This is a genomic window from Halorubrum sp. SD683 (genome assembly GCF_002135045.1).
In the GTDB taxonomy this organism is placed as follows: Archaea; Halobacteriota; Halobacteria; order Halobacteriales; family Haloferacaceae; genus Halorubrum; species Halorubrum ezzemoulense.
On sequence record NZ_NEWJ01000016.1, the window covers coordinates 1 to 22,535 of the forward strand.

General features: G+C 71.4%; 24 protein-coding genes. 8 read left to right on the plus strand and 16 right to left on the minus strand.

All coding sequences use genetic code 11. The features are described 5' to 3' along the window. Positions 1–465 precede the first annotated feature (465 nt). Positions 466–1,587 (plus strand): asparaginase, encoded by a 1,122-nt coding sequence (locus tag B9G49_RS06395; protein WP_086215816.1) that lies wholly within the window; start codon positions 466–468, stop codon positions 1,585–1,587. 107 nt (positions 1,588–1,694) lie between these two features. Next, positions 1,695–2,882 carry a hypothetical protein gene (locus B9G49_RS06400; RefSeq protein WP_086215817.1) on the plus strand — a complete coding sequence of 396 codons (1,188 nt, stop codon included), beginning with the start codon at positions 1,695–1,697 and terminating at the stop codon, positions 2,880–2,882. A gap of 30 nt (positions 2,883–2,912) precedes the next feature. Here B9G49_RS06400 and B9G49_RS06405 read toward each other — a convergent pair whose 3' ends face one another. The 9 genes from B9G49_RS06405 to cheB all read right to left on the minus strand — a co-directional run bounded on the left by B9G49_RS06405 (position 2,913) and on the right by cheB (position 13,004). Then, positions 2,913–4,169, minus strand: coding sequence for a carbohydrate kinase family protein (locus tag B9G49_RS06405; protein WP_086215818.1), 1,257 nt, complete (start codon positions 4,167–4,169; stop codon positions 2,913–2,915). Then, positions 4,166–5,137, minus strand: a complete 972-nt coding sequence (locus B9G49_RS06410; protein ID WP_086215819.1) for a ribose 1,5-bisphosphate isomerase — start codon at positions 5,135–5,137, stop codon at positions 4,166–4,168. Before B9G49_RS06410 ends, B9G49_RS06405 begins: the two co-directional genes overlap by 4 nt. Before the next feature lie 59 nt (positions 5,138–5,196). After that, complete coding sequence (locus B9G49_RS06415) at positions 5,197–5,889, minus strand: class II aldolase/adducin family protein (protein ID WP_049930405.1); 693 nt, start codon at positions 5,887–5,889, stop codon at positions 5,197–5,199. Then, positions 5,886–6,599, minus strand: coding sequence for an HAD family hydrolase (locus tag B9G49_RS06420; protein ID WP_086215820.1), 714 nt, complete (start codon positions 6,597–6,599; stop codon positions 5,886–5,888). The genes B9G49_RS06415 and B9G49_RS06420 overlap by 4 nt, the downstream gene beginning before the upstream one ends. 78 nt (positions 6,600–6,677) lie before the next feature. Next, on the minus strand, positions 6,678–7,550 hold the full coding sequence (locus tag B9G49_RS06425; protein WP_049930402.1) for a CheF family chemotaxis protein: 873 nt from the start codon (positions 7,548–7,550) through the stop codon (positions 6,678–6,680). Beyond that, on the minus strand, positions 7,551–8,765 hold the full coding sequence (locus tag B9G49_RS06430; RefSeq protein ID WP_086215821.1) for a HEAT repeat domain-containing protein: 1,215 nt from the start codon (positions 8,763–8,765) through the stop codon (positions 7,551–7,553). It lies immediately after the preceding gene. Next, the gene (locus B9G49_RS06435; protein ID WP_049930399.1) at positions 8,765–9,583 is read right to left on the minus strand and encodes a protein-glutamate O-methyltransferase CheR; all 819 of its coding nucleotides are present in this window, start codon (positions 9,581–9,583) and stop codon (positions 8,765–8,767) included. Before B9G49_RS06435 ends, B9G49_RS06430 begins: the two co-directional genes overlap by 1 nt. Continuing rightward, positions 9,580–11,910, minus strand: a complete 2,331-nt coding sequence (locus B9G49_RS06440) for a chemotaxis protein CheA (RefSeq protein ID WP_086215822.1) — start codon at positions 11,908–11,910, stop codon at positions 9,580–9,582. Before B9G49_RS06440 ends, B9G49_RS06435 begins: the two co-directional genes overlap by 4 nt. After that, complete coding sequence (gene cheB / locus B9G49_RS06445; protein ID WP_198943822.1) at positions 11,910–13,004, minus strand: chemotaxis-specific protein-glutamate methyltransferase CheB; 1,095 nt, start codon at positions 13,002–13,004, stop codon at positions 11,910–11,912. Before cheB ends, B9G49_RS06440 begins: the two co-directional genes overlap by 1 nt. Before the next feature lie 102 nt (positions 13,005–13,106). Between cheB and B9G49_RS06450 the strand changes: the two genes are divergently transcribed. From B9G49_RS06450 to B9G49_RS06465, 4 genes are all read left to right on the plus strand, one after another. Then, a complete protein-coding gene (locus tag B9G49_RS06450; protein WP_049930396.1) occupies positions 13,107–13,580 on the plus strand; it encodes a chemotaxis protein CheW in 474 nt (157 codons plus the stop codon). Between the two features lie 124 nt (positions 13,581–13,704). Beyond that, on the plus strand, positions 13,705–14,400 hold the full coding sequence (locus B9G49_RS06455) for an ATPase domain-containing protein (protein ID WP_049930394.1): 696 nt from the start codon (positions 13,705–13,707) through the stop codon (positions 14,398–14,400). Continuing rightward, on the plus strand, positions 14,400–14,792 hold the full coding sequence (locus tag B9G49_RS06460; RefSeq protein ID WP_086215824.1) for a hypothetical protein: 393 nt from the start codon (positions 14,400–14,402) through the stop codon (positions 14,790–14,792). The genes B9G49_RS06455 and B9G49_RS06460 overlap by 1 nt, the downstream gene beginning before the upstream one ends. A 43-nt stretch (positions 14,793–14,835) precedes the next feature. Next, positions 14,836–15,444 (plus strand): hypothetical protein, encoded by a 609-nt coding sequence (locus B9G49_RS06465; RefSeq protein WP_086215825.1) that lies wholly within the window; start codon positions 14,836–14,838, stop codon positions 15,442–15,444. Between the two features lie 52 nt (positions 15,445–15,496). On the opposite strand, the gene B9G49_RS06470 is transcribed toward B9G49_RS06465, so the two are convergent. Next, positions 15,497–16,087, minus strand: a complete 591-nt coding sequence (locus tag B9G49_RS06470) for a hypothetical protein (RefSeq protein ID WP_086215826.1) — start codon at positions 16,085–16,087, stop codon at positions 15,497–15,499. 132 nt (positions 16,088–16,219) lie between these two features. On the opposite strand from B9G49_RS06470, the gene glmM reads away from it, so the two are divergent. Next, complete coding sequence (gene glmM, locus B9G49_RS06475) at positions 16,220–17,584, plus strand: phosphoglucosamine mutase (RefSeq protein ID WP_049930388.1); 1,365 nt, start codon at positions 16,220–16,222, stop codon at positions 17,582–17,584. Between the two features lie 308 nt (positions 17,585–17,892). Here glmM and B9G49_RS06480 read toward each other — a convergent pair whose 3' ends face one another. Continuing rightward, on the minus strand, positions 17,893–18,609 hold the full coding sequence (locus tag B9G49_RS06480) for an Sjogren's syndrome/scleroderma autoantigen 1 family protein (protein WP_086215827.1): 717 nt from the start codon (positions 18,607–18,609) through the stop codon (positions 17,893–17,895). 88 nt (positions 18,610–18,697) lie between these two features. Further along, the gene (gene sufU / locus B9G49_RS06485; protein WP_049930385.1) at positions 18,698–19,120 is read right to left on the minus strand and encodes a Fe-S cluster assembly sulfur transfer protein SufU; all 423 of its coding nucleotides are present in this window, start codon (positions 19,118–19,120) and stop codon (positions 18,698–18,700) included. Between the two features lie 82 nt (positions 19,121–19,202). On the opposite strand from sufU, the gene B9G49_RS16510 reads away from it, so the two are divergent. Next, positions 19,203–19,340, plus strand: coding sequence for a hypothetical protein (locus tag B9G49_RS16510; protein WP_158093601.1), 138 nt, complete (start codon positions 19,203–19,205; stop codon positions 19,338–19,340). Between the two features lie 197 nt (positions 19,341–19,537). On the opposite strand, the gene B9G49_RS06490 is transcribed toward B9G49_RS16510, so the two are convergent. From B9G49_RS06490 to B9G49_RS06505, 4 genes are all read right to left on the minus strand, one after another. Continuing rightward, complete coding sequence (locus B9G49_RS06490; protein ID WP_049930383.1) at positions 19,538–19,924, minus strand: co-chaperone YbbN; 387 nt, start codon at positions 19,922–19,924, stop codon at positions 19,538–19,540. A 99-nt stretch (positions 19,925–20,023) separates the two neighbouring features. Further along, positions 20,024–20,239, minus strand: coding sequence for a hypothetical protein (locus B9G49_RS06495; protein WP_049930382.1), 216 nt, complete (start codon positions 20,237–20,239; stop codon positions 20,024–20,026). Continuing rightward, complete coding sequence (locus B9G49_RS06500) at positions 20,236–22,026, minus strand: b(o/a)3-type cytochrome-c oxidase subunit 1 (RefSeq protein WP_086215828.1); 1,791 nt, start codon at positions 22,024–22,026, stop codon at positions 20,236–20,238. Before B9G49_RS06500 ends, B9G49_RS06495 begins: the two co-directional genes overlap by 4 nt. Beyond that, positions 22,023–22,532: a cytochrome c oxidase subunit II gene (locus tag B9G49_RS06505; RefSeq protein WP_007345352.1), complete on the minus strand. Its 510-nt coding sequence runs from the start codon at positions 22,530–22,532 to the stop codon at positions 22,023–22,025. The genes B9G49_RS06500 and B9G49_RS06505 overlap by 4 nt, the downstream gene beginning before the upstream one ends. Between the last annotated feature and the right edge of the window lie 3 nt (positions 22,533–22,535).

Here is a 22,535-nt window from a genome sequence, read left to right on the forward strand (position 1 = left end):
CCTCTACACCGGTGACGCCGTCGAGGCCCGCGTACAGGAGGGCGGGGTACGCGGCCGGGATGGCGATGGCCGCCCAGAAGGCGGCGGCTTTCACGGTGCCGGTCATCAGCCCGGCGAGCCGTTCGCCGGAGGCGATCTGCGTGGGAGCGGGGGTTGACATGGACACCTCTCCGTAGGAAGGGGGACCACATATAGCCCGACGAGGGTTCGACGAATTTCACCACGTTTCTCGGTCGGTTTGGACGTTTTAAAACCCGCTCAGAGATATTTTAACTGTTTATCGGCTCCGCTAATCCTTTGTTTCGAGATCTGTGCCGAACCGAGGGTTTCGGAGCGTCTGGGCCCGCGGAGCAGTCCGACCGCCGCGAGCCGCCGGTAGTCGACCCCGGTCGCGGTCCGGCGCGCGCCGAGCCGAGCGCCTGCCGCGGTACCAATCGCTTTGTCCGTCGGGGAGCGAGGACCGGTATGACCGAGACCGATCACCGCGACCGGCGCGGCGACTCGAACGGCCGGCGCGGCGGCACCGGAAGCGACCGAGAGCGACCCGCGGCGCGAACCGACGGCGGTCGCCCGGGCGTGGCGGTGGTGGCCTGCGGCGGCACTATCGCCTCGGAACCGGGCGAGGACGGTGCGGCGCCGGAGAAGACCGGCGACGACCTCGTGGCGGCGGTGCCGGCCGTGAGCGACCACGCGCGGGTGACGGCCAGAGAGGTCTGCTCGCGGCCGGGGTTCGACGTCCGGTGGCGCGACGTGCTCGCGACCGCGGCGGCGGCGCGCGAGGCGGTGGGCGAAGGCCCGGACCGGACGGGCGTGAGCGCGGACGAGGCTGCTGACGGCGTCGTCGTCACCCACGGGACGGACACCCTGGCGGACACCGCGTTCGCGCTGGACCTCCTCACGGACCTCGACGCGCCGGTCGTCGTCACCGGCGCGCAGCGGCGGCTCGACGAGCCCTCCAGCGACGTACCGGCGAACCTCGCGCTCGCGGTTCGGGCGGCCGCGGACAGCCGGTTCTCGCGCGGCGTCCACGTCGCGTTCGACGACGAGCTCCACGCCGCCCGCGACGTCGTGAAGGGCCACAGCAACGCGCTGTCGACGATGACTTCGCCGGGCGCGGGTCCGGTCGCGACGTTCACCCGCGCCGCCTCGCGCGTCGTCCGCACCCCCGAGCGCGGCGTCTCGGTCGATCCCCTCGCAGACGCCGTCGAGGGTGCTGAGGGCGTGCCTGAGGTCCCGGTGATCCACTCGGGCACCGGCGTCGGTGCGGGCGCGCTCGAACGCGCGCTCGACGCGGGGGTCGGCGGGATCGTCGTCGAGGGGACCGGTCTCGGGAACGTCACCGGGGCGCTCGGAGAGGCGATCGGCGAAGCGGTCGAGTCCGTGCCGGTCGTCGTGGCCGGGCGCCCGCCCGCCGGGCCGACGGAGCCGGTGTACGGGACCGCCGGCGGCGCCGTCACGCTCGCCGACCACGGCGTCACGTTCGCCGGCGACCTCCCGGCCCCGAAGGCGCGCGTCGCGCTCGCGCTCGGCCTCGCCGCCGACCTCGACGCCGAGGGGGTCGAGGCGCTGTTCGCACCGCCGGCGTAGGCCGGCCGGAACGCGTCCCGCGCTCCCGGACCGGCCGCGGACCGGTTGGTTAGACGCGCGTTTGCGTCTACAGGAGGGACTTACGTATCGACAGCGTACCGCGAGGTATGACTGGTCTCACGCGGCGAGCGGCCCTCCACGGCGTCGCCGTCGGAGGCGCCGCCGCGCTCGCGGGGTGTACCGAGGCGGGCGACCCGATCCCGGGCGGAAACGGAACGGACGGCGGCGACGGACGCGACGGCGACGGTAACGCGAGCGACGGCGGGGACGGCGGCGACGGGGTGACGACGGCGGTTCAGCAGGTCGGCGCGGCCCTCTCCGGGCCGGCGTGGAACCGGAACGAGCGACGCGGGTTCTGCGCGCTGATCACCGAGGAGCACGGCGAGGGCGCGGGGCTGTTCGACGACGCGCCCGAACGGGTCCGCGCGTTCGTCGAGGAGACCGACTTCGCGGCGTCGAGGCTCTGCTACGTCGAGTCCGTCGGGCCGGACACCTGTCACGACGAGATCGCGTTCGGCGGGGTCGCGGTCGAGGACGGGACCCTCGTCGCGAACGCGACGGTTCAGGGGCCGGGGGGCGACGATGTCACCTGCGGCGAGGCGATCACCTACTCGGCCGCGCTGCTCCGGGTCACGAGCGATCCCCTCCCCCGGGCAGCGCGGCTCTCGGTCACCGACGGCTGGGGCGAGACCGGGACGGTGCGCGACGCCGACGGAATCCGCGACCCGGAGGGGCTCGCCGGGGAGATCCGACCCGACCACGGGCCGTCGAACGTCCCCGCCTCGTTCGACTGCGACGCGGAGGGGGCCGAGCGTCACCCACAGCTCTACGAGGGCGGCGTCAACTGGGGCGGCGCGGGCGGGGTCGGCACCGGCGCCGGCGGCGACGGCCCGCTCGCGCTCCGCGTTGTGATCCCCGGCGACGACGCCCCCGGGTCCGATCCGCTCGCGATCGGCCGCGGGACTGCGTTCCGGATCGAACTGACGAACGTCTCCGGTCGCACGGCGTACGTCGGTAGTCGCGGGCAGTACAACCTGGAGATCCTGACCGAGGCGGGCTGGACCGAGCTCCGCGCGACGGAGGGCGACCCCGCCGTCGGCTACGACGACGTGGCGATCGGCGTCCCGCCCGGGGGGACGCTGACGTGGGAGTTCGAGATGAGCGAGTCCGGGCTCGTCGGGGACGGGCCGCAGGCGGACGCGTTCCGGGTCTGTCCGGACCTCGTTCCCGGCCGCTATCGGTTCGTCTTCTTCGGCGCCGACGACCTCGCCGTCGCGTTCGACTACGAGGACTGACGCGGCGGCCCGGCGTCAAACCGCGGCGTCTCAGCCGCGGACCTCGATGAGGAGGTCCGTCTCGGGCGACTCGCCCATCCGGTCCCGCACGCGGTCCCACGAGAGGTCCGTGCGCGCGGTCACCGACTCGGTCGCGACCGCGCCGCAGGCGTTGCCGACCAGGATCGGGACCTGGTAGTCGCGCGGGTCGTGCGAGAACCCGTCGCCGGTGATCTCCGGCTCCCGCAGCGCGGCCGCGAGGAACCCGGCCGCGAAGGCGTCGCCGGCGCCGGTCGTGTCGACCGGGTCGACGTCGAACCCGGGGTGCGAGACGCTGCCGTGCGGCGTCCGCACCGTCGCGCCTTCGTCGCCGAGCTTGATCGCGACGACGCGGTCCTCCGGCTCCCACGGATCGACGTCCGTGGCCGCCGCGAGCGCGTCGGCCTCCCGGTCGTTCACGAAGAGCACGTCGCTCGCGTGGAGCGCGGCGTCGAACTCCCGGTCCGCGACGCGGCGCCCGGGGTCGAAGCTCCGGGTCGCACCCGCCTCGGCGGCCGCGGTCGCGAGCGCCGCGGCGGTCTCGGGCTGCTGGCCGGTGAGGTGGAGGTGGTCGGCGGCTGCGAGCGTGTCGCGGTCGAGCCCGGCCGCGGAGAACGACTCGTTCGCGCCGTCGTTCGCGAGCATGAGCAGCTCGCCGCCGCCGTCGACGATGACGTACTTCACCGAGGTCGGCTCGGCGGCGTCGACGAGTACCTGGCCGGGATCGACGCCGGCGCTGGCGAGCTCGCGCAGCGCCAGCGCGCCCGACTCGTCACCGCCGACGCTGCCGTAGACGACCGACTGGCCGCCGAGGTCGACGAGCCCGACCGCGACGTTCGCGGCGCTGCCGCCGCCGGACTGTTCGAGCCGGTCGATCCGCGTCTCGCCGTCGGGCTCGGGGAGGCGGTCGACGTGGATCGTCACGTCCCAGTTGATGTGGCCCGCCGAGACGACCTTCGGGACGCGGTCGGCGTCGTCGGGGTTCAGGTCGGGGTCGCGGTCGACCGACGGGTCGACCCCGTCGCCGGCGGGGGGCGCACCGCCGTCGGCGGCCTCGTTCCCCGCGCCGTCGTTCCCCGCGCCGTCGTCGGCTGCCCCGTCGGTCGCGGTGCCGCCGTCGCCGTCCCCTCGATCCTCGGAACCTTCGCCCTCCCACTCGTCGACCTCGCGGCCCCACGCCGCGACCGTCTCGTCCCAGTCGTCGACGCCCTCGCCGTCGCCAGGTTCGGACGCGATGTCGTCGTCGCCCGCGCCGTCGCGTCCACTCATGGTTCCGCCCACGGCTCGGCCGCGCCCTCGCCGAACAGCTCCCGCATCAGCGTCACGATGCTCTCGGGCGGGAACTGCCCCTGCTCGGTGACGATCGCGTCCATGTACCGCGGCGGCGTCACGTCGAACGCTGGGTTCTCGACCGCGATCTCACCGATCTCCCCGCGGGTCTCGGCGTCGATGACCTCGCTCTCGTCCCGCATCTCGATCTCGACGGTGTGGCCCGTCAGCGTCTCCGGGTGGAGCTTGATCGTCTGTGCCGCGGTCATGATCGGGACGCCGCGCTCGCGGGCGTTGACCGCGAGCCCCGAGGTGCCGATCTTGTTGATGACGCCGCCGTCGGCGGCGATCGAGTCCGCGCCGACGACGACGTGGTCGACCTCGTCGAGGTACCGCCGCGCCGCGGAGTCGACGATGAGCGTGACGGGGACGCCCGCGTCGCGGAGCTGTTCGGCGGTGATGTGGCCCTGCTGGCGCGGGCGCGTCTCCTTGACGACCGCCGAGATCGACTTCCCCTGCTCGACGGCCGCCTCGATGCACGCGAGCGCGTCGGTGGAGTGGCAGTGGGTCATCACCGTGTCGCCGTCGGCGAGGCGGTTCGCGCCGACCCGCCCGAGGTCCTCCTGCGCGCGGTCGAGCTGGCGGACGAACGCCTCGCTCGCGTCGGCGACGCTCAGGCGGAGTCGGTCGACCGAGTCGCCCTCCATCCGCTGGAGGACGTATCGGAGCGCGTTGGGCAGCGACACCGCGGTCGGGCGCGTCTCGCGGAGCGTGCGGGCCGCGGCGCGCATCGACGCGCGGAACGCCGCGGGGTCGCTCGCGGTCGCGTCCGCCGCGGCCGCCGCCTCCGCCTGCTCGGCGAGGGCCTCGGCGGCCGCGGAGGCGATGGTCGCCGCGCCGCGGATCTCCATCGTCGCGATCGACTCGGCGGTCTCGCGGACCGCCGGCGCCGGCTCCGTGTCTGTCATACCGATCCGGTAGCCGCCCGTGTATTTATAAAACCGGCCGACTGCCGGCGCCGCCGCCCCTACTCCGCGTCCGGCTGCTGGCCGTAGCTCTCGAACCGCTCCTCGACGGTCGCCATCTGCTCGTCGGTGAGGACGTGCGGCTCGCCGACCGCGGACGCGCGCAGGTAGAGCCGGCAGATGTCCTCGACGTGGCGGGTGTTCTCGACCGCCGTCTCCACGTCTGGGCCGGTGACGACGAGCCCGTGGTTCGCTAAGATTGCGGCGTCGGAGTCCGCCTCGGCCATCGCGGCGACGACGTTCGCGGCCAGCTCCTCGGTCCCGTACGGCGCGTAGTCGGCCAGCGGCACCTCACGGCCGACCGCGGCGATCATGTAGTGGACCGGCGGGAGCTTCCGGCCGAGCGTCGCCATCGTCGTCGCCCACGGCGAGTGGGTGTGGACGATCGCGCCCGGCCGGTCGTGCCCGTAGATGCCCGTGTGCATCGGCACTTCGCTCGACGGCGCCATGCGCCCGGCGAGCCGCTCACCGTCCAGCGACACCACGGGCACGTCCCCCGCGTCGAAGGAGTCGTAGGGGACGCCGGTGGGCGTGACCGCCACCGCGTCGCCGTCGCGGACGCTCAGGTTTCCGGTCCGGCCGGGCGTCAGATCGGCGAGCGCCGGCGCGTACTCGACGACCGCGTCGCGCGCCTCGCGCAGGAGGTCGGGGTTCGCTCCCGGCTCGGGGTCTCCCACGGCGTCATCGCGGGTCACGCCGCCACCTCCGTCAAGTCGGTGAGCGCGTCGAGCCGACGGTCGGGGCGCTGCCGCGCCGAGAGGTCCGCCTCGGCGGGCGCGTCGCCGTCGGCGACGAAGAGGGCGGTGTCGAGACCGACCGCGTTCGCGCCGGCGACGTCCGTCTCGGGGTTGTCGCCGACCGCCAGCGCCTCGCTCGGCCGGCGGTCCAGCTCGGCGAGCGCGGTCGTGAACGGGAGCGCGCTCGGCTTCTCGCGGCCGACCTCCTCGGAGGTGACGAGCAAGTCGATCCGGTCGTCGACCCCGAGCGCCGTGAGCTTGCGCACCTGGATCCGCGTCGTGAGGTTGGTCACGACCGCGACGTCGATCCCGGCCGCGTCGAGCGCGTCGAAGGCCGGTTCGACGCCGTCGCAGGGCGACATCTCCGCGAGGAATCCGTCCCAGTAGGCGTCGCCGGCCGCCAGCGCGGCCGCGACGTCCGGCTCGCCGGAGCGACGGTACAGCCCGCGCTTGAAGTAGACGTGCCGGTCGTGGCAGGCGGCGGTGGTTCGCGTCTCGCGTTTCGCCTCCCGTCGACCGGTCGCGTAGAGGTCGTCGAACGCCGCGCGGTCGAGCTCGTACCCGCGCTCGCGGAGGGCGTCGAGCGCGGCCCGCTTGCCCGCCTCGTTACAGGGGGCGTACGGGTACAGCGTGTTGTCGAGGTCGAAGAGGACCGCCTCGTAGCTCATGGGCGGACTCGACGCGGCACCGACTTAACTGTGATTCGACGCGGCGACACCGCGCGGTCGAGAAGCGGAGACCGCGCCTCACTGCTCGTTCATCGCCTCGCTGGCGATGTTGCGGCCGCGGGAGTTGAGCGCCACCTCGCGGCGGATCCGGACCTCCTCGACCACTTCGAGCTCGACCAGCCGCTCAAACGTCTCCTCGACGTCGTCGACGTCCATCCCGAGGAACGAGGGGATCTCGAACGGCGAGACGCCGGAGTACAGCGCCATCAGCACCTCGCGGTCGCGGCTAGAGAGGTCGACGTTCGTCGACGACCGCTCCTCGCCCTTCCGGAGCCACGACTCGACGAACCGCATCCGGCTCGGGTCGCCAGCGACGTGCGTCTCGATGCTCGTCCCCTCGTCGTCCGTGTGCGACACCTCGATGACGGGCTTTTTCTCGCCGTTCACCGTGCGCTTCGCGGCGTCGAGCCCGCTGATATCGTCGAGGTCGAACTTCACGAACGCGCCGCGCTCCAAGGCCGCGTTGAGCCCGTTCTCGTCGATCTTCACGCGGGCCTGCTCCCACTCGGTGTCCTGGACGACGCCCCCCTCGATCGCGGGGTGTTTCGCCATCACGGTCTTCTGGTCGAGCAGGGCGCGGTAGACGTCGCGCTCGAACGACTCGTGGTCGGAGGCGGCGACGAGCATGACCTGATCGCCTAAGTCGAAGCTCACGTAGTTGGAGACGCGCGCGACGGACTGGTTCGCGTCGTGGCGGCCGCCGAGCCGCTCCAGCTTCGACAGCGGAATCGTCCGCTTCCCGTCGTTGCCGGCCAGGATTAGCCGCCGGTTCGAGAGCAGGACGCGCCCGGGCGTCCACGAGACGTCGCTCACCTTCCGCCCCTCGCGGACCGCGACCGCGAACTTCGCCTGCGTGTCGGTGATCTTGTACTCGCCCTGGTCCTGCGCCATTTACTGACCCCCCGCGCGGAGCTTCGAGACGGCCGAGAACACGCGCTTCCTGACGGCCTGACTGTCGTCGTCCGCGTACTCTTCCAAGCGGTTGAGCGTCTCCTGTCCGCCGATCTGTCCGAGGACGAACACCGCCTTCGCGCGGGCGTCCTCCGGGTGTTCGGGGCTCAGCTTGTCGAGCAGACGGTCCTCGACGACCGGCCCGCCGAGGCTCTTGAGGCTCGTGGCCGCGAACTGCGCGGTCTGCGGGTCGTCGTCCGCGAGCGCGTCGGCGAGCGCCTCCACCGCCGTCGACGCGTCCGGGTCCGCCACCCGGCCGAGGATCCACGCCGCGTTCCGCCGCTGGCGGCTCTGCTGGCCGTCGGTGAGGATCTCGACGAGCGGCTCGACGACGGTCGCGTCGTCGGCCGCCTTCAGCTCCGAGACCACCTGGTCGCGGACCGCGTGGCTCTGTTGGGTGGGCACGTTCGAGAGCAGCTCGATCACCGAGTACACCGCCGCGTTGCGCACGACCGCGCTCTCGTCGCCGAGCGCCCGCGCGAGCGGCTCGACCGGTTCGGGCGTGCTCGCCTTCCCGAGGGCCCCGGCCGCGATCCGGCGGATCGACTCGTCGCCGTCGTCGAGCAGGTCCAACAGCGGCGACAGCGCCTCGTCGGTGCCGATCGTCCCCAGCGCGTTGGCCGCGGCGCGGCGCACGCGCGGGTCGTCGTCGTCCAGCCGCTCGCGGAGGCCGGGGACCGCTCGGGCGTCCGCGAAGGTCCCGCAGGCCTGCGCCGCGCGGAGCCGGACGCGGGCGTCCTCGTCGTCGAGCGCGCCGACGAGCGGCTGGACCCCGCTCGCGTCGTCGAGCCGCCCGAGCGCGTTCGCGGCCGCCATCCGGAGCTCCGGGCGGTCGGCCTTCAGCGCGCGGGCGAACTTCCGCGCGGTGACCCACTCGGCCTCGGCGTCGCCGCCGCCGCCCGTGAGCTCCTCAAGGAGCTGTTGGAGCGCTTCCTCGCCGATCGCGTCGAGCGCGTCGACCGCCGACCCGCGGACCTCTGGGTCGTCGTCCGTCGTCGCCGCGCGGAGCAGCCCGTCGACCGTCGCCTGATCGCTCTCCTCGCCGACTTCGCCGAGGAACTCCGCCGCCCGCCGCCTGACGGCCGCGCTGTCGCTGCCGAGCGCGTCCCGGAGGCGCTCCGCGTTCCCGTCCCGGGCGTGCTGGTACAGCGACATCAGCGCCTCCCGAACACCCGTCGTCGCTTGTCGATCGGTTCGTAGCGGTCGGTGCGGTCCGGGGGGACGCTCTCCGTCATCCCCAACACTAAGACGCCGTCGTCCGCCAGCGACGCCTCCAGCGTGTCGAACAGGGCGGCCTTGTGGTCCACGTCGATGTAGATCAGCAGGTTCCGGCACAGCACCACGTCGAACGGGTCGCGGGCGCCGTCGCGGATCAGGTCGTGCGTCTCGAAGTCGACGAGGCGCTTGACCGCCGGGCGCACCTGAAACGTGTCCTCGTCGCGCTCGACGTACTTGTCGGGGTCGGAGAGCGGCTCCAGCTCCTCGGCGATGTCCGTTGTGCGCGTCGTGTGGTAGACGCCCTCGCGGGCGTTTTCGAGGGCTTCCTCGCTGATGTCGGAGCCGAGCACCTCGATCCGCGACTCGTCGATCTCCGGGTCGTCCCGGGCCAGCATCGCGACGGAGTACGGCTCCCGGCCGTCCGCCGAGGGCGCGGACCAGACGCGGACGCGCCGCTGGTCTGCGGTCCGCTCGCGGAGCACGTCCCGGAGCACGTCCCACATCTCCGGGTTTCGGAAGAACTCCGTCACGTTGATCGTGAGCGCGTCCATCAGCGCCTGCCGCTCGTCGGCGTCCTCGCGGAGGATCCGCTCGTACTCGGCGTGCGACTCCGTGTCGCGCCGCCGCATCCGCGCCGTGATCCGGCGGTCGAGGTACGACTCGTTGTAGTACCCCGGCTCGAACGGCACCGTGTCGTCGATCTGCCGGAGGACGCCTTCGAACGCCGTCTCGCCGTCGTCCGCCGACCCGCTCATAGGCTCACCACGTCGAGGACGGCCACGACGTCCCCGTCCCCGAGGACGGCCGTGCCGCTGAGGCCCGGCGTCCCCGAGAGCGGGCCGTCGAGGGGTTTGACGACCACTTCCTCCTGGTCTAGCACCGCGTCGCAGTGGAGCGCGACCTTGCGCGTCTCCTCGCGGATCCGGACGAGCATGCCGTCGTCGCTCGGGCCCTCGCCGGACCCGTCGGGCGCCGCGGGGTCGGCCGGGACGAACCCGTCGTCTCCCGGCTCGTCGGCCGCGACGCCGCCGTCGGCGGCTGGCGTCTCGGTCGGCCGTTCCGCCGCGGTCGGATCGATCTCGCCGAGACGTTCGTTCAGCCGGACGACGGGGTAGAGGTCGTCCTCGTGTCTGACGACCTCGTCGCCGTGGACCTCCTCGACGTCGTCGGCGCGGGCGACCTCCGCGATCGACTTGATCGGGATGCCGTACTCCGTGCCGCCCACGTCGACGAACATCACCTTCACGATGGCGACGGTGACCGGGAGCCGGAACCGGACCGTGCTCCCCTCGCCGGGCTCGCTCTCGATCGAGACGGAGCCGTCGAGGTCGCGCGCGGTCGTCCGGACCACGTCCATCCCGACCCCGCGGCCGGAGACGTCGGTGACCTCCTCCGCGGTCGAGAAGCCGGGGTGGAAGACGAGGTCGTACACCTCGTCGTCCTCCATCGCCTCGACCGCCTCGCGGCTCTTGACGTCCTCGTCGACCGCCTTCTCGCGGAGCTGGTCGGGGTCAAGCCCGCCGCCGTCGTCCGACACCTCGATGATCACGTGGTCGCGCTCGCGCTCCGCCGTGAGCGACACGTGGCCGGTCGGGTCCTTCCCGGCCGCTTCGCGCTCCTCGGGCGACTCGATCCCGTGGTCGACCGCGTTCCGCAGGACGTGGACGAGCGGGTCGCGCATCTCCGTGAGGATCGTGCGGTCCAGCTCGACGTCGTCGCCCTCGATCTCGAAGTCGATCCGCTTGTCGAGGTCCCGCGAGATGTCGCGGACGAGCCGCGGGAACGAGTCGGACACCTGCGAGAACGGGATGAGCCGCATGTCCATCGCCGTGTCTTGGAGGCTGGAGGCGAGCTTGTCGAGCTCGTCTAAGGCGTCCGACTCCGCGTCCGTCCCCTCGATCTCGCGGCGGAGCTTGATCCGGCTCGTCACCAGCTGCTCGACGAGCCCGTACAGCTCGTCGACCTGATCGACGTCGACGCGGATCGACTTGATCTCGTCGCCGGACTTGGAGTCGGTCCCGCCGGCAGACCCGGAGTCGTCCGACGGCGAACTGGAGTCGTCCGACGGCGAACTGGAGTCGTTGTCGTCAGACTGGTCGGGCTCGTCGTCCGCGTCGGCCGCGGCCGGCTCCGCCGCGCCTTCGGCGTCGATCTCGCCCGAGTCAGCGTCGCCGGGGTCGGCGGGTTCGGGCCCGGCGTCGCCCGACTCGGCGGCTGACTGCTCGGGGGCCGCCGATTCGGCGTCCGGGTCGCTCGATTCGACCTCGGCGGCGTCGCCGCCGCCGACCGCGGCCGCCGTCACCGCCTCGACCTGCGTGAGCGCCCGGAGCCCCTCGGCGACGACCTCGGGGTCGGCGCCGCCGACGAAGGCGTCGAACCCCTCGTCGTACTCGCCGTCCTCCAGCGCCTCGGGCGCGGGATCGGTGACGTGCCCGTCGAACTGCTCGTCGAGGGCTTGGAGGACGAGCGCCGCGTCGACGCCCGGCATCTGGGCCTCGCCGATCGTCACGTCCGCGTACGCGACCGGGTCCGGGAGGTCGTCCGCGGCCGCCGGCGGCTCCGGCACCGAGATGTCGGGGGCCTCCCCGTCCGCGTCGGCTTCGGTTCCGCCATCATCGTCACCGCCGGCGTCGCCTTCATCGGCCGCGGCATCGCCGGCGCCGCCGGCCGAATCGCCGTCTCCGCCGGCGTCGCTCCCGCCGACGGTGCCGTGCTCCTCCATCTCGCGCAGGCGCGATTCGAGGTCGGAGGGGTCCGTCGACACCTCGCCGGTGTCGGCGATCTCGTCGACCATCGCCTCGACGGTGTCGACCCCCTCGAAGAGGAGGTCCATCAGCTCGGGCGTCACCTCGCGGTTGCCCTGCCGGACCGCGTCGAGCAGGTCTTCGAGGGCGTGCCCGAAGTCGGAGATGCCCTCGTACCCCATCGCCGCGGCGTTGCCCTTCAGGGTGTGAGCGACGCGGAACACGTCGTCCATCGCCTCGGCGTCCTCAGGGTCCGCTTCGAGCGCGAGCAGGGCGTTGTTGAGGTCGGTGATCCCGTCTTCGGCCTCGGCGACGAACGCGGCGCGGTGGGAGTCCATCAGGCCTCACCCCCCACTATCGCGCCGGCGACGTCGTCGAGGTCGCACACCGCGTCGACGCCGCCCGTCTCGACGGCGCGCTTCGGCATGCCGTAGATGACGCAGGTGTCCTCGCTCTGCGCCAGCGTGCGCGCCCCGGCGTCGGCCATCGCGCGGATCCCCTCGGCCGCGTCCGAGCCCATGCCGGTCAGCACGACGCCGACGAGCGGGTCGTCGATCACATCGGCCGCGGAGCGCATCGTCACGTCCGCCGCGGGGGTGACAGTGTGGGAGTCGTCGTCTTCGTCGAGCTTCACCCGGAGCCGCCCCGACCGGTAGCTGTCGATGCGTGTGTGGCTTCCGCCGCGGGCGACGAGCGCCTCGCCGGCGCCGATCCGGGCGCCGTCGCTCGCCTCCCGCACGTCGTACGCTGAGGCCTCGTCGAGCCGGTTCGCGAACCGCGAGGTGAACGCCTCGGGCATGTGCTGGACGATCACCACGCGGCAGTCCGCCATCGGCAGCGCCGACAGCACGCGCTCGACCGCGTTCGGGCCGCCGGTCGAGGCCGCGATCACGACCGTCAGCGGGCCGTCGACGTCCGCGGCGTCCGCCTCCGACGCGGCGCCCGGCGAGCGCGACGCCGCGGCGCTCGGATCGTCACGCTCGCGGGTCGCGGCGTCGAGGTCGGCGTCCGCAACCGAGCGCACCGCCTCGACGAGCCGGTCCGACTCCCGCGAGACGCCGGTGGACACCTCGCCGCCCGGCTTCGCGAAGAAGTCGACCGCGCCCCGGTCGAGCGCCTCGAAGGTGACTTCTGCCCCCTCGTCCGTGTGCGCGGACAGCATCAACACCGGCGTCGGCGTCTCCTCCATCAGGCGCTCGACGGCTTCGAGCCCGCCCATTCCGGGCATCTCGACGTCCATCGTCACGACGTCGGGGCGCGTCTCGGCCACCACCGAGAGCGCCTCCTCTCCGTCCCCCGCCTCGCCGACGACCGCGACCCCGGCGTCGCTCAAGAGGTCGCTTATCAATCCCCGCATGAACGGAGAATCGTCGACGACCACCACCCGCGGCGACCCGTCCCGACCGCCGCGCCGATCCGTCGTCCTGCTCATACTCCACAGCGCGCCCAGAATCAGCATAAATCCACGGACCCAGTAATCACCCCTGATAATTCAGGGAACACGGTTATTTGTCGGTTCACCGCAGGTACGGGCATGGCAGCCACAGAGGCGGACGCCGAACCGACCAAGGTGCTGGAGTTCGGCCTGGGCGACGGGACGTACTGTCTGGACATCGGCGTCATCGACGAGATCGTCGACGCCGGCGAGCTCACGCGGATCCCCAACTCGCCGGACCACGTCGAGGGGGTCATGGACCTCCGCGGCCGGACGACGACGATCGTCGACCCGAAGACGCTGTTCGACATCGACGAGGCCGGTCCGCGAGAGCGGATCGTCGTCTTCGACGACGACGAGATCGACGAGGGCGGCACGGTCGGCTGGATGGTCGATGAGGTGTTCCAGGTTCGCGACGTCTCGCCCGAGGACGTCGATCAGAGCACTACCGTCGAGGACGAGGGCGTCCGCGGTATCGTCAAGTCGGACGACCGGTTTGTCGTGTGGGTCTCGCCGGACGTCGACGAGGCCATCGCAGGCGACCTCGACGACGTCGAGGCCGCGGAAGCGTAGCCGAGAGGGCGGAGCGAGCGCCGGGCGACCGCGTCGGCGACCCCGTCGGCGTCCGCCGGCGATCGGTTCTCACGGGTGAGAACCGGGTGCCAACGCTTATCAGCCGTCCAACGGGTCCCTACGTATGCGCGTCTCAAGCGGCGTCCCGGGGTTCGACGATCTCGTCGACGGCGGGTTCCCCGAGGACCGCCTCTACGTTGTCAGCGGCCCGCCCGGGAGCGGGAAAACGACGTTTTGCTCACAGTTCGCGGCCCAAGGCGCTCGGAACGGCGAGGACGTCCTCTACATCAGCATGCACGAGACGAAGGACGGGATCCGCGAGGACATGAGCGGCTACGACTTCGGGTTCGACCGCGCGCTCGACTCCGACCGCGTCACCTTCCTCGACTCCTTCTCGTCGGACGGCCGGCGCTTCTTCGGGCTCCCCGGCGACCGCCGCGACCGCTCGGGGGTCACCAACCGGCTCACCGGGTTCATCAACTCCCGCGACATCGACCGTGTCGTCTTCGACTCGACGATGCTGCTGCGGTTCCTCTTAGACGACGACGAGGACACGATGATCCAGCTGCTCTCCTCGCTGAAGCGGACGGACGCGACGACGCTTCTGATCTCCGAGATGACCGACCCGAGCGCGTACTCCGAGGAGCACTACCTCGCGCACGGCGTCGTCTTCATGCACAACTACCTCGAAGACGAGGGGATGCGCCGCGGGGTCCAGGTGCTGAAGATGCGGGGAACGGACGTCGACACCGACATCCAAGACGTGGAGTTCACCGACGGCGGGCTCCGCGTCGGCCCGGCGGCGACGGTGACGCACTGATGTACGACCGCACGTTCGGCACGGAGTGGGACGACCTCTCCCGCGAGGAGGCGGTCGAGCGCGCCTTCGCGCTGGGCGTCGCGGCCGGCGTCGACAACCCCCGCCCGGAGGAGCTCGACCGCGTGCTGGAGACGTTCTCGGGGGGCTACGACCGGAGCATCGTCGAGCTGGCGTACGACGAGGGGCGAACGAAGGCGCTGGAGGCGAAGGCGGAGCGGGACGACCCGGAGGACGAGGCTGTCTGGTCGTCGCTCGTCGACGGCGCCGGCGCACCGCGCGAGTCTCCGGTGCCGGCCGCGCTCCCCGGGGCGATACGCGAACTGACACTCACCGACGGGCCGCGGGAGGGCCCGCCCTCGTCGCTCGACCTCCCCTCCATGCTTCGAAAGTGATCCCTCGGAAGGGTTTTACCCGACACACTCTCACGTCCACAAAATGACTGTGCTTCCCGACGCTGTCCGCGGTGCCGACAGCGTCCTCATCAGCGGTCCGCCGATGAGCGGGAAGTACGACCTGTTCAACCGACTGCTCGCAGGGTGGTCCACGGGCCCGGTCGTGATCTCGACGGGACGGACCGCGGAGAAGGTCCGCGAGGACTACGAGGAGCTGACGGGGGCGGACGGCGACGACGTGGTCGTCATCGACTGCGTCACCCACGAGCAGGGCGACAAGCGCGAGGACACGCCGGCGACGAAGTACGTCGCCAGCGCCGGCAACCTCACCGACATCGGGATCAAGTTCACCGACATCGTCGAGTCCTCCGTGGGCCGCGACCGCGCAGTCGGCGTCTACTCGCTGTCCCAGCTGTTGATGTACTGGGAGCCAGAGCGTATCTACCGGTTCACCCGGGTAATGACCTCGCAGACCTCCGGCGAGGGGTGGCCGTTCGTCGGGGTCGTCGGCTCGACCGCCCACGACGAACAGGTCGTTCACACCCTCCACGAGCCGTTCGAGGTCGTCGTCGAGACCCGCGTCGACGACGACGCGCGGGAGTTCCGCGTCCGTGGCCGGGTCGGCCAGCCGTCAGACTGGGAGCCCTTCTGAGCCGGGAACCCCACCGTGGCCCGAGATCTCCGCGGCTCGCGTCGAACCGGCCTCACCCCACCAGTTCGAACTCCGCACCGATCGGGGGCGCGTCGACGAGCCCCCAGTAGACGAACCGGTAGGTGCCGTCGCCCAGCGGCGGGCAGACCTCCAAGTCGACGCCGTCGACCGCGTCGGCGATCGCCGACTCGGTCAGCGTGATGTCCCAGGAGTACGCCGAACTCGTGTCGAGCGACGCCTCGGTCCGGGGGAGTTCGACCGCCTCGCCCAAGGTGGAGCCGCGGATGTCGAGCCACCCCTCCCCCGTCTCGCGCTGGAGCGAGTAGGTGGATTCGCCGAGCGTGGCGGCGGGAGCGTCGCCGGTGTTCCGGAGGACGAGCCGGAGCGACTGGCCGTACGTCTCGGTCGCTCCCTCCGTGGAGAGCTCAACGGTCGTCTCGTCCGTCTCGACGAGGGTCTCGGTGACCGACGCCTCGAACGGCTGACCGAGGCGGACGAACCCGTCGTCGTCGCAGGTCAGCGTCGCCGGCGTTCCCTCCGGGCCCTGCGGTCCGTCGCCCGCCGCGAAGTCGAGACAGCCCGCCGTCGCGACGGACAGGGCGAGCGCGCTCCCGGCGAGCGCGTCGCGTCGCGTGTGGTCCATACGGGTCGAACGAACGCCACCGGCATGAACCGCACGCGTCGTCGCGGGAACGACCGCGGATGTCGGTCGAGCGACACGCGACCGGCCGAGCGGTTCGGAACCGCTTTCCCCTCGGCCGGCGGATGGCCCCGCATGGAGCTGTTCGGATCGAGTGGCATCCGCGGGGTCGCGCTGCGGTACCTCACGCCCGCGCTCGTCCTCGACATCGCGAAGGCGGCCGGAACGGTGTGGGACGCCGACCGCGTCGCCGTCGCGCGCGACACGCGGACCACCGGCGAGCTGTTCGCGAACGCGGCCGCGAGCGGCCTCGCCGCGGTCGGCTGCGACGTCGACCGCCTCGGCGTCGTGCCCACGCCCGCGGTCGGGAACTACTGCGAGGCCGACGGGGTCCCCGCGGTCCTCGTCACCGCCTCGCACAACCCGCCGGAGTTCAACGGCATCAAGCTGGTGGGCGCCGACGGCGTCGAGCTCTCCGTCGACGTGTTAGAGCGCATCGAGCGGCGCGTCCTCGACGACGAGTACGACCACGCCGACTGGCGGTCGGCCGGCGCGACGACGCCGATCGATGGCGCCGTCGACGACTACGCCGACCAACTGACCGCCGCGGTCGACCGCGAGGCGGTCGCGGACGCCGACCTCACGGTCGCGGTCGACCCCGGTCACGGCGCGGCCTCGGTCGCGTCCCCCCGGATCTACCGCGAACTCGGCTGCGAGGTGTTGACGGTGAACGCGACGCCGGACGGCCACTTCCCCGGCCGCGACTCCGAGCCGGTCCCCGAGAACCTCGCGGACCTCTCGCGGCTGGTCGCGACCTCCGACGCCGACGTGGGGATCGCGCACGACGGCGACGCAGACCGTGCCGTCTTCGTCGACGAGCGGGGGCGGTTCGTCGACGGCGACACCTCCTTCGCGGCGCTGGCGGACGCCTGTCTCGAACCGGGCGACGCAGTCGTTAGCGCGGTCAACGTCTCCCAGCGGCTCGTCGACGTCTGCGCCGCCAACGACGCCGACCTCGAACTGACGCCCATCGGCGCGACGAACATCATCACCCGGACGCGCGACCTCCACGACGAGGGGGTCAACGTCCCCATCGCGGGCGAGGGGAACGGCGGGCTGTTCTTCCCGCCGTACCGGCTCTCGCGGGACGGGGCGTACATCGGCGCGCGCTTCCTCGAACTGCTCGCGGCCGCGGACGGCGCGCCCGTCAGCGAGGTCGTCGCGCCGTACACCGACTACCACTTCGTGCGGGAGAACGTCGAGTACGCGGACGACGACGAGCGCGACGAGATGCTCTCGGCCGCCCGCGCCTACGTCGAGACCGCCGACGCGGAGCCGAACACGACGGACGGCTATCGGCTCGACTACGGCGACGCGTGGGTGCTGGTCCGCCCCTCGGGCACCGAGCCGAAGATCCGGATCTACGCCGAGTCCGCCGACGCCGACCGCGCCGAGCGGCTGGCGGCGGACATGCGCGTCGCCGTCGAGAGCGGGCGGTAGCGCAGGCTATTTGATACTCGAAACTGCGGTGGCGCGTGCCTGCGAGCGGCCGCCACCGGCGGCCGCGAGACAGCACGCGCGAGGGACGCGGCGACCGGAGCGAAGCGGAGGGAGCCGCGAGGTTGGGGAGGCGTGAGGCGCGGTCGCGGGGCTTTGGCGGTGATTGCCGGCGATCCGCAGTCGATTACTCATAAACGGTCGGCCGAGACTCTGGTGGGGCTCGCCGCCGATCTACCGGGATCAGGTTGTTAACCGACAGCCGAGACCTCGACCGCGGCCGCGACACGGAGACGTGTTTATAAGTAGTGTCAGTCCAGCGCCGCCAGCGCCTCGGCCGCCTCGCGGGCCGCTTCGAGGTGGTCGCGGGCGCGCCGCGGGTCGTCCGTCTCCTCGGCGGCACGGGCGAACCGCGTCAGCGTCCGGGTCAGCGACGCGCGGGCGGCGCCGACGCCCTCGGCGTCGTCCGTCAACTGAGGCGGGGTGGGTCGCCCGGACTCGGGCGGTCGGGAGTCGGGCCGCCGCGGCTCGGGCCGCTGGGAGTCGGACTGCTGCGGCGGCGCTGACCCCTGCGGCGGCGCCGATCCCTGTGACTGCACGGCAGCCGAGCGGGAGGGCCGCGGCCCCGCGCTCTCGGTCGCACCGGACTCGGTCGTGGCGGAATCGGTCACACCGGAGTCGGCACCCACCGAGCCGTTCTCGGCGACGCCGTCCGCCGCGCCGGCGTCCACGTCCGGCGGGGCTCCCGTCGCCTCGGTGCCTCCCGCCGCGTCCGGCTCCGCCGCGGTCCCGGTCGCCTCGTTCGCCCCCGCCGCGCCGCCGGCCTCGTTCCCGCAGGTGGGACAGAACTCGCGACCGTCGTGACGGAAGATGGGGTCGCCGCACTCCTCGCAGTGGCGGTTCGTCATCGTCGCGCCCTTCAGGAGGAGCTCGGACATCCGCTGGGTGTGCTCGCGCTTCTGCTCGTCGTCCGCGAACTTCTCGCGGAGCTTCTCGCGTTCCGCCTCCTTGTCGAAGTCGTCGCTCATGGGCTGACGAACGTGGTTCGCGGGCAAAAGTCCGGTGGGCTCGGGACGAGCCGTGGCGGGAGCCGACGGGCGCCGTCGGCCCGCGGGCTCACTCCTCGGTGACCGTCCGGTCGTCGGGGTCGAGCTCGCCGCGGTGGATCTTCGCGCCGTCCTGCGCGACCTGTCGCCCCAGCACCGCGCACTTCACGCGCATCGGCGAGATGTCGACGCCGAGCATCTCGGTGACGTCGTCGGTGTCGAGCCCGTCGAGTTCGTCGACGTTCATCCCGTGGAGCCGCTCCGAGAGCATGCTCGCGGAGGCCATCGAGATGGCGCACCCGTCGCCCGTGAACCGCACCGCCTCGATCGTCTGCTCCTCGTCGTCGAGGTCCACGTCCATCCGGATCGTGTCGCCACAGGAGGGGTTCTCGCCGACGTGCGTGAAGTCCGGATCCTCGAGTTCCCCGTAGTTTCGCGGGTTCTTGTAGTGGTCGAGGATCTGCTGTCGGTACATGTCCGAGCCCAGTCCCATACTGGCGCACAGTACGCCGCTCCGGCTCAAAAGGGTTCCGTCGAGCGCGATCGTTTATAAATAGGTGAGAGCCAAACGACGAGTGAGTACGGAAAGTGCGGTGGCGCGCACCTGCGAGCGGCCGTCAGCGGCGGCCGCGAAGCCAGCACGCGCGAGGGAGGCGGCGGGCCGGCGCGGCGGCGCCCGCGCCGGTGCGTCCGCCGAGGCTGGGGAGGTGTGAGGTGCGGGGCCGAGCGGTACGGGGTGGCACTCGAAGGGGCAGTCGTGAGGCGGGCAAAGGCGGTGTACGTACCACAGCGACAGAGTGGAGCGACTGAGCGAGGAACGCAACGAGCGTGCGCCCGGCTCGCGACTGGGGCTTCGGTGGTGTCCGTCGGCGACCCCCGGAACGAGTCCGAACCGACACATCAGCCTCGGTCAGGCCGCGTGCTCGTCGACCCACGCCGTCAGGTCGTCGCCCGAAATGAACCCGTCGGCGCGCCGCGCGACCGGCTCGCCGTCGACGAAGAGGACGAACAGCGGGACGCTCCGCACGTCGAACCGCTCGACCAGCGGCGGGTCGTCGCGGGGATTCACCAGGCCGACCGCCAAGTCGGCCTCGGCGCCGCGGGCCACGTTCCCGATCACCGGCTCCATGCTGGCACAGATGCCGCAGCCGTCGGTGTAAAACTCCACGAGCGCGGCGTCCGCGTCGGCGACGAAGGCGTCGAGAGCGTCCTCGTCCGCGAGCGAAACGGGCCGGTCGGTGCCGGACGATCCGGAGGAGGGCGCCTCGGAGGCGTTCGAGGCAGTATTGGATTCCATACGCATTATTGGGCGTCGACGGTGATAACTGCTTCCGTCGACGCGGTCGACGTCGGAGAGAAGAGCGCGAGGGCGCGTCGGCGGGAATGACCGGCGTCGCTACGCCGGTTCGTCGGGCTCGGGCTCGGTCCGCCACCCGCCCTTCAGCGTGACGTACCAGACGGAGGCCCCGGCGAGGACGAAGACGGCCCCCATGTACGGGATGATCGGCAGCTCGACGCCGACGAAGTCGAGCACGGTCCGGAGCTCGTAGACGATCACGCCGAAGATCGCGAGCGTCACGAGCAGCCCGCCGCGAGAGATGTCGACGCTCATCGGACCACCTCAATGAGCGAGGCCGAGAGGTCGGCGACGGCGCCGAACAGCGGGGCGGCCGCGTCCGCCAGCGCGTCGAACAGCGGCGCGAGCCACACCGGATAGGTGCCGACGCCCGGTCCGAGCAGTCCGCCGCGGTTGATGATCGCCGCGATCGGCAGCGCGTACGCGAGGACGACGAGCGTGAGCGCGATGCCGACCCACAGGCGGAGGTTATCGAGCACCTGCGGCGCGTCCTCCGCGCCGGAGACCGGACTGGGGAGCGGCTCCGCGAGCCCGGACACCTTCGGGTTCCCCATCGTCAACACGAGGTTCCCGAGGAAGAGGATCGTCGAGACGAAGAGCAGGGTCCCGCCGATCGCGATCTGGATGTTGAGCTCCTCGAAGCCGCCGAACATCGTCGGGTAGTCGAAGCCGGAGTACTCCGGCTCGGCGGTGCGTCGCGGGACGCCGAGGAGCCCCTGCGCGTGCATCGCGTTCGACATCAGCGCCATGCCGATGAACCAGAGGACGACCTGGAACAGCCCGATCTGGCTGCTGTAGATCGGCTTGTTGCTGATCTGCGGCCAGATCCAGTAGGTCCCGGCCATCATCGTCAGCGCGACCGCGGTCCCGACGGTGAGGTGGAAGTGACCCGGCACCCACAGCGTGTTGTGGATGAGATAGTTGATGTTCATCCCGGCGTTGACCATGCCCGAGAAGCCGCCGGCCGCGAACATCAGGCCGGCAAGCATCATGCCGGTGAACTCCGGCTTGCGCCACGGGAGGTTCGTGAGCCAGCCTAACAGCCCGGTGCCGCCGCGCTGACGGGCGCCGTACTCGACGCTCGCGACGACCGTGAACGCGGTGAGCAGGCTGGGCAACAGCAGGAACATCGTGTTCGTCATCGAGATGAACTTGAACCCCTCGGCGATCCCCGGGTCGAGGTACTGGTGGTGGATCCCGACCGGCGTCGAGAGGAGAACGAACAGCACGAACACGACCCGGGCCAGCGGGTCGCTAAAGAGGCGGCCGCCGGCGATCTTCGGCAGGACGGTGTACCAGAGCATGTACGCCGGCATGAGCCAGAAGTAGACGACCGGGTGGCCGAAGAACCAGAACAGCGTCCGGGTGAGCGTCGGGTTCACCTGGTCGATGAAGCCGAGCGACCACGGGAGCAGGAACAGCAGGACGGAGGCGGCGACGGCGGACGAGGCGATGTACCACATCGTCATCGTCGTCAGCACCATGAACGTCTGGAGCGGGATCCGCTCGTCGGGGTGCTCGCGCCGCCACGCGAGGAACGTCCGGAACCAGTCGGCGCCCGCGATCCACGTCCCGACGATGAACACGGTGAGCCCGGCGTAGAACAGCGGGTGGGCCTGAAGCGGCGCGTAGAACGTGTACAGCACGTCCGCGCTCATGTCGATGGAATCGACGAACCCGGCGAGGATCGAGATCCCCGTGAGCGTCATGCCGGTCGCCATCAGCCCGTACCACGTCCACGTGATCTTGATGTTCAGGAGCGGCCGGTCCAGACTGCGCGTCAGCGCCCAGGTGAACAGCCCGACGAGGAAGAATATCGTGAAGCTGATCACCATGAACACGCCGTGCGCGGTGAGGACGGTGTAGTAGTCGGTCGAGGGGATGATCCGCGCGACGTCGGTCCGGTGGAGCGTCTGGATGATCCCGAAGATCGCGCCGAGCAACAGGGCGAAGAAGGAGCTCAGGAAGGCCGCGCGGACGACCCTCGCCTCGTCCGGGAACTTGTCGACGAACGTCTGTTCGGACTCGATGGCGGTGCTCATTCCGAGTCACCTCCGCGGCTCTCGAACTCCGACTGGCTCACGACGTTGATCTTTCCTTCCATGACGTGGTGACCGGCGCCACAGTACTCGTTACAAACGAGCCCGTACTCCGTCGGCTCCTCGGTCTCGACCGTGATCTCCGAGACCTCGCCGGGGACGGCCATCGTGTTCGCACTCGTGCCGACGACCTCGAAGCCGTGTATCACGTCGCGAGAGGTGACGTGTAACGTCACGGTGCTGTTCGCCGGCACGACGATCGGAGACGGTTCGAAGCCGAACTGGTAGGCGACGATGTACGCCTCGTACTCGTTTTCGCCCACCTGCTCGACGCGGGGCTCGGAGAACCGCTCGTCCTCGTCGAGCGCCGCGGCGTCGACCGTCGACTGCGAGTCGGCGACCATCGCCACGCCGGGACCGACCGCCCCGTAGGTCACGGTGCCGATGAGCGCGAGAATCAGGACGATCGACAGCGCGAGCCAGAGCTTCTCGTAGGCGTGAATGTGCACGTG